Genomic DNA, 9,212 nt, shown 5'->3' on the forward strand with positions numbered 1-9,212 from the left:
AGTATGCTCGGTCTGAATAGGCAAAGTGCCATGCGTTGATTCGCCTTACCTTGAGTGTCACCCTGCGACTGCAAATCAAGGATCAGTCCCAAGGAATCAAGGAATGAGTGGTTATGTCCCTAAGCCTGCACTACCCAATACACCGCAGAACTTGCGTAATCCAGGAGTGACACCGGTCAATGTTCACGCTCAGCGCTGGGCGGAATACGAAAAGTACGGCAAAGAGCCCGCAACCGAGGCACAAAAAACCGGCATAGCGTTACGCATCGGTGTCTTCTTTGATGGCACCGGTAACAACGCCAACAACGCGGAGGCGGGCCTGCTCTGCGGAGCCCATCACCCCATTGCACCAAAAGACATCAACGCCAGTTGCAAGCCGTTCATGAGTGATCCGGACAGCAGCTATGGCAACGGCACCAGCAATGTGAAAAAGCTGAGTGATCTGTACTACGTCACTCCACAAGCAGAAGGCAATGGCCCGCAAAAAAGCGCCTCCCGTGTCGTATACATTGAAGGCATCGGTACCCAATCGGGTGAAGCAGACAGCGTCTTGGGGGCGGGCACTGGACGCGGCGATACCGGCGTCGTAGGGCGCGTTCAGTCTTCGTTCGTATTGATCAAACAGAGCATCAATGAAGTGTTGGTCGACAACCCCGGCAGTGAAATCAGTTCACTGACGTTCGATACTTTTGGCTTTAGTCGCGGTGCGGCTGCCGCTCGACACTTTGCCAATGAAATCGTGCGTGGCAAGCAAGGCCCTTTAGGGGACGTTCTGCGCGGCAACTCCAAAGCCTTCAGTTCGACCTTCATTGACCAATACAAAAGCGACATCAACATGGGCTTTATTGGCCTGTTCGATACCGTGCCATCAATTGCCGGCTGGTCCAACCTGGGGAATATCAAAAGCCCTGTCGCGACAGGCATCAAACTTTACCTTGATCGGCGCTTTTTCACTGACGTCGTCCAGTTGGTGGCGCGAGATGAATGCCGAGCCAACTTTGCCCTCAGTCGAATCAAACCGGCCTTCCCGGAAATTACAGTACCCGGTGTTCACTCGGATGTCGGCGGAGGATACCTCGCCGAAGCACAAGAGTGTGTATTGGTCAGCCCTATGCAGGCTTTGGAAGTGCCTATCAACACCGACGTTGTTACCACCTCGATCTATCGCGACGCCGAGAATGTAAAAAACCAATGGCTAGTGAAAGGCTGGCCTCCTGAACTCCTGGAGATTGTCACTCCCCCTGCGTCCGAAGTGCCGCAACAGCGACTAGACCGGCTCAGTCCAGGTCGGAAACGCGTTTATGCCGCATTGCAGCTCAAGCGTCCGGTAAGCGGCAAGCTTTCACTCGTTTACCTGCGTGTGATGTATCAATTGGCGAAGGAAAAGGGGGTTCGCTTTAACGATATCGTTGATGCGCCTGAACTGGCGGTACCAGTAGAGCTTCAAGCGCTCTGTGACAGGTTTATCGCGAGCGACTACAGCACCACACCGCAAGAAGAACAGCTCCTGAAACTGAAGTACATCCACACCTCCGTCAACTGGAACCACCCACTAGGTAGAAAAGACGGCAGCGGTCTAAAGGCTGTTTACATCAATGCCCCCACACAGGATGCGATCCGCGTGCAACACCCTCATGTACCTGACTGGACGCTTTGGTAATGAAACTACTCATCACGCTACTGGGCATCCTACTCATTGCCGGCTGCCAGTCTGTCGACCCGCTTTCAGCAAAAAACGACCCCAAGTCCCAGTGGTGGGAGCTCGATTTCACCGAACCCCTCTACATGAAGGTATGGGTTGAGGACAGCGCCGTGGAAGACATCAATGGCAAGCTGTTCCACCACACTGGCGGGGGTTCCGCCTCGGGTGGTGAGCCCGAAGACGGAACAGAGTCCGCAAGAGGTTGGCGAGGCGTCGGCGGTTCCGGAAAAGCGGTGGTCGGCGCCGACCTTCCCCAACGTATTTTTGTGCGGTGGCAGTCCATGGTAGAGCCACAGACCTATAAAGTCTGGGTGGACATTCCCGATCAAGCCAGACAACTTATGCACTCATCAATCATGCAGCGCTGCCCGGCAACCCCTGAACAAGAGGCCCGGTATAGGGCCGCTATCTATCTGGGCCTTGCCCCTGGTGGCGTCGTACAGGTATGGGTCAGAGACTCATGCCACCGTCCCGTCAAAGTAGCTCGGGCCCAAGCAGAGATTGAGCCGCTGGGACCTAGTCAAGGAAAAAATGAAGGCCGTTATGGCTACCCCGTCAGTGAAAAGGCAAAGCGATACATAGAAAAATACGGCATTCCTTACGGTAGCTGGTGAGGACCCAACATGACTGATAGGCCTCCCCACCTCATAGGACGTGCGTTACTAAAGATGCTCTTGCGTCACTTGATTCCATATTTCATCTTGAGTGATGCGATTACAAATTTTGCTTCATAAACTAAGCCTTGCATGGTTGGTTTTTCTTTGAAACAAACAATCGTATTGGTCGTATTGGTCGTATTGGTCGTGTTTGGGTAGGTGAAAAAGAAGCTCTGTCCGCCATAGGTAGTTGCAGTTCAGTACGCAGTATTTCCTACCGTAGTCGCAGTTGCCTGTGTCGTTGTCGGTGTTACATAGCTGGCGCCTGTAGAGTCGTCAGCCATGTTTACAATCACAATAGAGCTGGCCAGACATGTGAATCACGACCCACTGCGCTCAAATCTCGTAGCGTAGAATCCCCAAACCGCGCCCCATCCGAGACGGACCCTCCATGCAAACCCCCGCCCAATCAACCCCGCTTTGGAAAACCTACCTCCTTTTCCTCGCCCCGATGGTCCTGTCGAATTTCCTCCAATCCATGTCAGGCACCGTCAACAGCATCTATATCGGCCAGATGCTCGGCACCCAAGCCCTGGCGGCCGTATCAGGCATGTTCCCCATCGTTTTCTTCTTCATCGCCTTGGTGATCGGCTTAGGCGCGGGCGCCAGCGTGTTGATCGGCCAGGCCTGGGGCGCGCGTGAGCTGCACCTGGTGAAGACCATCGCCGCGACTACGTTGCTGTTGGGCGCAATGATCGGTCTGTCCGCCGCGGTGCTGGGCAGTGTGTTCGCCAGGCCAGCCTTGCAGGGTTTGGGCACGCCGGCCGATGTGCTGGACGACGCGGTGTCCTACGCCCACGTGATGATGTGGATCATGCCGTCGCTGCTGGTCTACGTGCTGTTCACCCAATTGCTGCGCGGGGTGAGCGATACGTTGTCGCCACTGATCGCGTTGGTGGTGTCGACGTGTATCGGGTTGGCGCTGACGCCAGCGTTGATTCGTGGCTGGTTCGGGTTGCCGATGATGGGGATTCAGAGTGCGGCGTATGCCGGGTTGGCGGGTAACTTGTCGGCGATGGGGTGGCTGGCGTGGCGGTTGATTCGCAAGGGGCATCCTTTGGCGCCGGATCGGGAAATGTTTGCGGCGATGAAGCTGGATCGGGTGATTCTTGGCAAGGTGTTGCGCATCGGCTTGCCGACCGGGTTGCAGATGGTGGTGTTGTCGGTCTCGGAACTGGTGATTCTGGCGCTGGTGAACCAGCACGGTTCGCAGGCGACGGCGGCGTATGGGGCGGTGACGCAGATCGTCAATTACGTGCAGTTTCCGGCGCTGTCGATTGCGATCACGGCGTCGATTCTCGGGGCTCAGGCGATTGGGGCAGGGCGCCTGGAGCGCATGGGGCCGATTTTGCGCACGGGGCTGCTGATCAATGTGTGCCTGACCGGAGGGTTGGTGGTATTGGGTTACTTGTTGTCGCACTGGTTGTTGGGGCTGTTCCTGACGGATGACTCGACGCGGGCAATGGCCGAGCACTTGTTGCACATCATGCTCTGGAGTCTGTTGGTGTTTGGCTTTCAGGCGATTGTCGGCGGCATCATGCGCGCCAGTGGCACGGTGTTGGTGCCGATGGCGGTGTCTATTTTTTGCGTGGTGTTTTTGCAGTTGCCGGTGGCGTATGTGCTGGACGGGCATTTTGGTTTGCAGGGCGTGTGGATGGCGTTTCCGGTGGCGTATCTGGGGATGCTGGCGTTGCAGACCGCGTATTACAGCTTCGTTTGGCGGCATCAGAAAATCCAGCGATTGGTGTAAGCGGCGCCGCTTGATGTCGGCCACGGTCAGGCCGACAATTCTCTGGGACTGCGTGATGAAACCGACGGGCGTGATCGTCTGAGGAGGTTTTCAAATGAGTCCCCCATCGAACATCGTTTTGCAGGACCGGGCAGCGGCCGGTCGGCGTCTGGTGGCGCCGTTGCTCGCTTACGCTCATCGTCCGGAAGTGATCGTCCTCGCCTTGCCCCGTGGCGGCGTGCCGGTGGCCTATGAAGTGGCCACGGCGCTGGACGTTCGCCTCGATCTGATGCTGGTGCGCAAGCTCGGTGTGCCGTCGCACGAGGAGTTCGCCATGGGCGCGATAGCCAGCGGCGGCATCCAGATTCTCAATGAACAGGCGTTGCGAACGCACCCGATTGATAAGGATGCATTCGATGCGGTGGTCGCCCGGGAGACGCGGGAGTTGTTGCGGCGCGAGCAGGTTTACCGGGGAACGCGCGCGCCTGTGCAACTCAAGGATCAGGTGGTGATTCTGATCGACGATGGTCTGGCGACAGGCGCCTCAATGATGGCGGCGATTCACGCGGCGCGGGTGCATGAGCCGACTGACATCGTGGTCGCGGTGCCGGTTGGGCCACCCGAGACAGTCGAGACGTTGCGCAGTGAAGTGGATGAATTGATCTGCCCGCTCATGCCTGAGTGGCTGATGTCGATTGGGCATTGGTACATGGATTTTTCCCAGACCTCGGATGCGGAGGTCATCAGGCTGTTGCAACGAGCCTGGGAGAAAGAGGGCTGCGCCGATCAGCCGAATCCCGAACCTTAATTGCCAAAAATCAGAGCGCTCACGGGCGTGCGGGTAACGCCCAGACCGGGCACCCTCGACACCTGAGATTTCCTGATTTAAAAAGTATGACTGTTTTAGTTACTGTGCCCTTAATGCGAGTCGCTCGCTATTACGCGCGCCCTGACGTGGTCAGCAACTAATGGATCCAATAAATTTATTATGAAGTCCATGTAAATTAAGCAGGCCAGTTATCATGGGCCTATCAGGGAAGTCTACGACTTAGTGTCGGCGCGATAAGTCACAAATTCTAACTACCGTTTGTCGGTAGTGTGCTCAAAAAATGAACATTCGGGTATTCTTGGGCTCTCATTCTTCAGCAGTCATTCATGACTTGCACCAGAATCCGTAGTAAAGAAGTGGAAAATTGAACCTCATGTGCATTGAATGCTATGGGGATTTTTTTTCACTGAAACCCGGGAGAAATACTTAAGCAGATCGTTGGTTCGCTGTGCGAATCAATGATCTTGGCCGTGCCAAGTCTATGAGTTGGCTTATCTTGAATCAGTAGGATCGAACAGGTGTATTTGGAATAAATATATAACCTGTAGAGCATCGATCAGTACTGTCGAATAAGGTGGAGAACGTATCGTGGCGATAAATACAATTATGAGCCTGATTGAAAATAAAGAATTCATGGAATTCTTACGATTGGGCGTTGTTTATGTCCATTTAGTTGCGTGTTGTGTCGCCATTGGTTTGGTATTGACCAGCGATATTGCGATGGTGAGAGATCTATTTAAGCGAAAAACATTTACGGAGCATGATAATGCTCACATGGAAAGTCTTCAGAAGTCTGTCAGTGTTGCGTTGATAGCCTTGTGGGTAACAGGTGCCGCGATCATCGGTATCGATTACCTGGACAAAGGCATGAACTACTTTATGAATCCAAAACTTCAAGCCAAAGTCATTATTGTCGCCTTGCTGACTTACAACGGTGTCGTATTGCATCGCCTGGTACTGCCTGCTCTGCAAAAGGCCGGCTCATTGCTCAATCTCGGGTTCAGCGCCCGGATGACAGCACTGTTCTGCGGCTCGCTGTCGGCAGTATCCTGGATGTACGCGGCCATGTTGGGGGTCGGTCGTCCGCTGGCCTGGAAGTATTCCCTTACTGAACTATTGATGGCCTATCCGGTGCTGATTGCACTGGGGTTCCTGGCGATGCTTGTGTTGACTCAGCGGGCGAAACAACCGGACTACGCCATTGCGTCTCCGCGGACATTCGCAGCCGCTTGTTAAGTCGGTTAAGCGAGTAGACCTTACAGGCTTGTTCGGAGCCTGACAGAAGCGACCTCCTTTGTGCTGGGCAACTAATGCCAGCATCAAGGAGGTCGTTTTTGTTTTACAGCCACCCTCACCGTGGCAGATGGGCGCCTAGTGGGTCTTGAGCCAATCCTGAAAGCGGGTCGCACCGACGATGGGGTTGGCGCCCGGTGTCAGCGACTGGTTGTTGATTGGCGCACCAAAGTAAGGAACCGTGTTGTCCGCTACGGTTTGGCGCGGGTCGTTGGTGTGCTTCAGGTAATCGCTCGCGAATTCAACGAGAGGGCGGTTATCAGGTCCAGCCACTTCGACGGTCTGATTGACAGGCGCTTTCAGCGCGATTGCTGTCAATGCCTGCGCAACATCCGCCGAGGCCACCGGTTGCAACGCCGCAGACGTTAAGTGAATGGTGTCGCCTTCTTCACGCCCGGAGTGAGCAATGGCATGGATAAACTCAAAGAACTGCGTAGCCCGCAGGATGGTGTAGGGAATACCCGACTTCTTGATGAGATTTTCCTGCGCCATTTTTGCCCGGAAGTAACCGCTGTCGAGCATCCGTTCGGTGCCGACGACCGACAGGGCCACATGGTGTTTGACGCCGTCGAGCTTTTCCGCCGCCAACAGGTTGTGCCCGGCTGTTTCAAAAAAATGCAACGCTGCGTGGTCTTCGAAAGAGGGCGAGTTCGCGACGTCGACCACCACGTCGGCGCCTTTTAGCGCCTCCTTCAGCCCTTCGCCGCTGATGACATTCACGCCGGTACTCGGTGACGCCGCGAAGGCTTCATGGCCCAGATCCTGCAGATTTTTACAGACTTTGCTGCCGATCAGCCCGGTACCTCCGATAACGACGATCTTCATGTCCTGTCTCCCGCCGTGGTGAGTTCAGCAATTATTAAAGACCCGCACAGGTGGCAGGATCGGGCGCTGAGCCGTGTTGGCCGACAAGTGGTCGCATGTCAGCACGGCAAGTGGAAGAATTGGTCGTTGTTTGCTTTAGTCCACCTATCGCTGGCGTAGGTGTGCGAGCGTTTCGGCTCATGACCGGACGCCTTGACCGGAGAATCCCATGACTTTTCGATTCCCGCGGCTCGCTGTTCTGGTTGCCTTGCTCACTGTCGGCGTCTTGCCCTGCGCGCAAGCGGTTCAGTACACGCAGGTCAATCAGGCTGCGAGCAAAATCTCCTTCACGTACAACCAGTTCAGCTCGCGGGTGTATGGCACGTTTGGCAAGTTTGAAGCCAAGCTTGATTTCGACACGGCCAACCCCGCCGCGGCCCATGCGTCGCTCACCATCCAGCTCGACAGCATCGATGCCGGCAGCAGCGAGGCCAACACTGAACTGCAAAAAACCGCCTGGTTCGATACAGCGGCTTATCCGGTGGCGACCTTTGAATCGACCGATGTGAAGGCACTTGGCGACAACAAGTACACAATCATCGGCAAACTGACACTCAGAGGCATTACCCGTGAGGTGGCGGTTCCGGTCCAGCTGAAGGCGAAGAAGACCATCGGGATTTTCGATGGCCAGTTAACGCTCAAGCGAAGCGACTTCAAAGTCGGCGACGGTGAATATGCTGATGCCGTCGTTTCCGACGACATCAATATCCGGTTCAAGATGGTTGCGCCGCAGCGGTAGCGCGTTGCCGCTGAGACAGTGGGGGCGAGTCCATACATAGCAGCTGGCGAAGCCTGTGGGAGTGAGCCTGCTCGCGATGACGGAGTGTCAGTCGACAGCTGTGTTGCCTGATATACCGCTATCGCGAGCAGGCTCACTCCCACAGGCTACGCCAGCTGCCACCAAAAAAGTGTGGTCCTTAAGCGATCGGCATGTGATTCGTTTGTTTGCCTAAGTGGGAGGGTGTCACAATCACTTTTTTGTCACAGCATCATGATCAGGAGGATCAAATGGGTGGCCCAGGATATCGGCACGATCAGGAGATGTTCATCACCGCGCAAGTGCGTGGTGACCGATTGCGCCAGCTATTCCATCAATCCGTGTCTGCTGTGTTCGGCAGTTACCTTGCCGCGATCATGTTGTGTGGGCTGTGCTGGGAGCGTATTGATCACCGCGTCGTGTGCGGCTGGATTGTCCTGCTAAGCGCCTCGTCGTTGCTGCGCATCCTGATGTTTATTGTCTATTTTCGTAGCCCGGAAAGTGAGCGCACACCTCAACGCTGGGAGCGGACCTATTGGATAACGCTGATGTTGTCTGCCAGTATCTGGGGCGCAGGCGCTTTGGCGGTCATTCCGGCAAACGACCTGCTGGCCCAGTCGCTGGTCATGCTCTTCGCCGTCGGCATGTCGGTCAGCGCGGTGTCGTGTTACTCGTCCTATCGGTACATGACGTTAGCGTCGATTGGCCTGGTGTTGTTGCCGTGTACCACGTGGCTGTTGTTTCAACCGTCGGCCCTGCAATTCGGTATGGCGCTGGCGGTCCTGGTGTTCGCCTCATTTGTCGTCAACGCGACTCGAAAACTGTCCGAAGCCCTGGAAACAGCTTTCCGCGTGACCCGTGAAATGGAACAGGCGCACCGCATTTCCACACTCGCCGCACAAACCGATGAACTCACCGGGTTGAAAAACCGCCGGGCTTTTTTTGAGCGCGCGCAGCAATTGTTCAATGACTGCCAACACAAACGGTTGCCACTGTGCGTGGTGATGCTGGATATGGATCACTTCAAGCACATCAATGACACTTACGGTCACCAGGTCGGTGACCAGGTATTGCGTCAAGTGGGTGTCATCATCAGTGGCTGTTTTCGCGAAACGGACGTATACGGCCGGTTGGGTGGCGAGGAGTTCGCCATCCTGCTGCCGGACACGCCCATTGAGGTCGCCCTGAATCTTGCCGAGCAACTGATCCAGGCTATCGGTGGTTTGATGTCCGGCCCTGTCCACCGCATATCGGCCAGTCTCGGCGTCGCCTCAATGGAGTTCCACGATAATGATCTGCAAAGGTTGATGAACAATGCGGACAAAGCGCTTTATCGGGCCAAGGCACGCGGGCGTAATCAAGTGGCTGTTTCAGAGTAAGGG

8 protein-coding genes are annotated in these 9,212 nt (G+C 55.5%); 7 read left to right on the forward strand and 1 reads right to left on the reverse strand.

What is annotated here, in order from left to right:
* Positions 1-103 precede the first annotated feature (103 nt).
* The 5 genes from KGB06_RS16845 to KGB06_RS16865 all read left to right on the forward strand — a co-directional run bounded on the left by KGB06_RS16845 (position 104) and on the right by KGB06_RS16865 (position 6,152).
* Positions 104-1,660: a T6SS phospholipase effector Tle1-like catalytic domain-containing protein gene (locus KGB06_RS16845; protein ID WP_223517647.1), complete on the forward strand. Its 1,557-nt coding sequence runs from the start codon at positions 104-106 to the stop codon at positions 1,658-1,660.
* Positions 1,660-2,316, forward strand: a complete 657-nt coding sequence (locus KGB06_RS16850; protein WP_223517648.1) for a DUF2931 family protein — start codon at positions 1,660-1,662, stop codon at positions 2,314-2,316. The genes KGB06_RS16845 and KGB06_RS16850 overlap by 1 nt, the downstream gene beginning before the upstream one ends.
* A 433-nt stretch (positions 2,317-2,749) precedes the next feature.
* A complete protein-coding gene (locus KGB06_RS16855) occupies positions 2,750-4,108 on the forward strand; it encodes an MATE family efflux transporter (protein ID WP_223517649.1) in 1,359 nt (452 codons plus the stop codon).
* A 94-nt stretch (positions 4,109-4,202) separates the two neighbouring features.
* On the forward strand, positions 4,203-4,895 hold the full coding sequence (locus tag KGB06_RS16860; RefSeq protein WP_223517650.1) for a phosphoribosyltransferase: 693 nt from the start codon (positions 4,203-4,205) through the stop codon (positions 4,893-4,895).
* Positions 4,896-5,504: 609 nt separating this feature from the next.
* A complete protein-coding gene (locus KGB06_RS16865) occupies positions 5,505-6,152 on the forward strand; it encodes a hypothetical protein (protein WP_223517652.1) in 648 nt (215 codons plus the stop codon).
* Between the two features lie 135 nt (positions 6,153-6,287).
* Here the strand turns inward: KGB06_RS16865 and KGB06_RS16870 are convergent, their stop codons facing one another.
* On the reverse strand, positions 6,288-7,034 hold the full coding sequence (locus KGB06_RS16870; protein ID WP_223517654.1) for an SDR family oxidoreductase: 747 nt from the start codon (positions 7,032-7,034) through the stop codon (positions 6,288-6,290).
* A 208-nt stretch (positions 7,035-7,242) separates the two neighbouring features.
* On the opposite strand from KGB06_RS16870, the gene KGB06_RS16875 reads away from it, so the two are divergent.
* The gene (locus KGB06_RS16875; protein ID WP_223517656.1) at positions 7,243-7,812 is read left to right on the forward strand and encodes a YceI family protein; all 570 of its coding nucleotides are present in this window, start codon (positions 7,243-7,245) and stop codon (positions 7,810-7,812) included.
* Positions 7,813-8,081: 269 nt separating this feature from the next.
* Positions 8,082-9,209, forward strand: a complete 1,128-nt coding sequence (locus KGB06_RS16880; protein WP_223517661.1) for a sensor domain-containing diguanylate cyclase — start codon at positions 8,082-8,084, stop codon at positions 9,207-9,209.
* The last annotated feature ends 3 nt before the right edge of the window (positions 9,210-9,212 follow it).

This window comes from Pseudomonas sp. GL-B-19, assembly GCF_019956415.1.
GTDB lineage: Bacteria > Pseudomonadota > Gammaproteobacteria > Pseudomonadales > Pseudomonadaceae > Aquipseudomonas.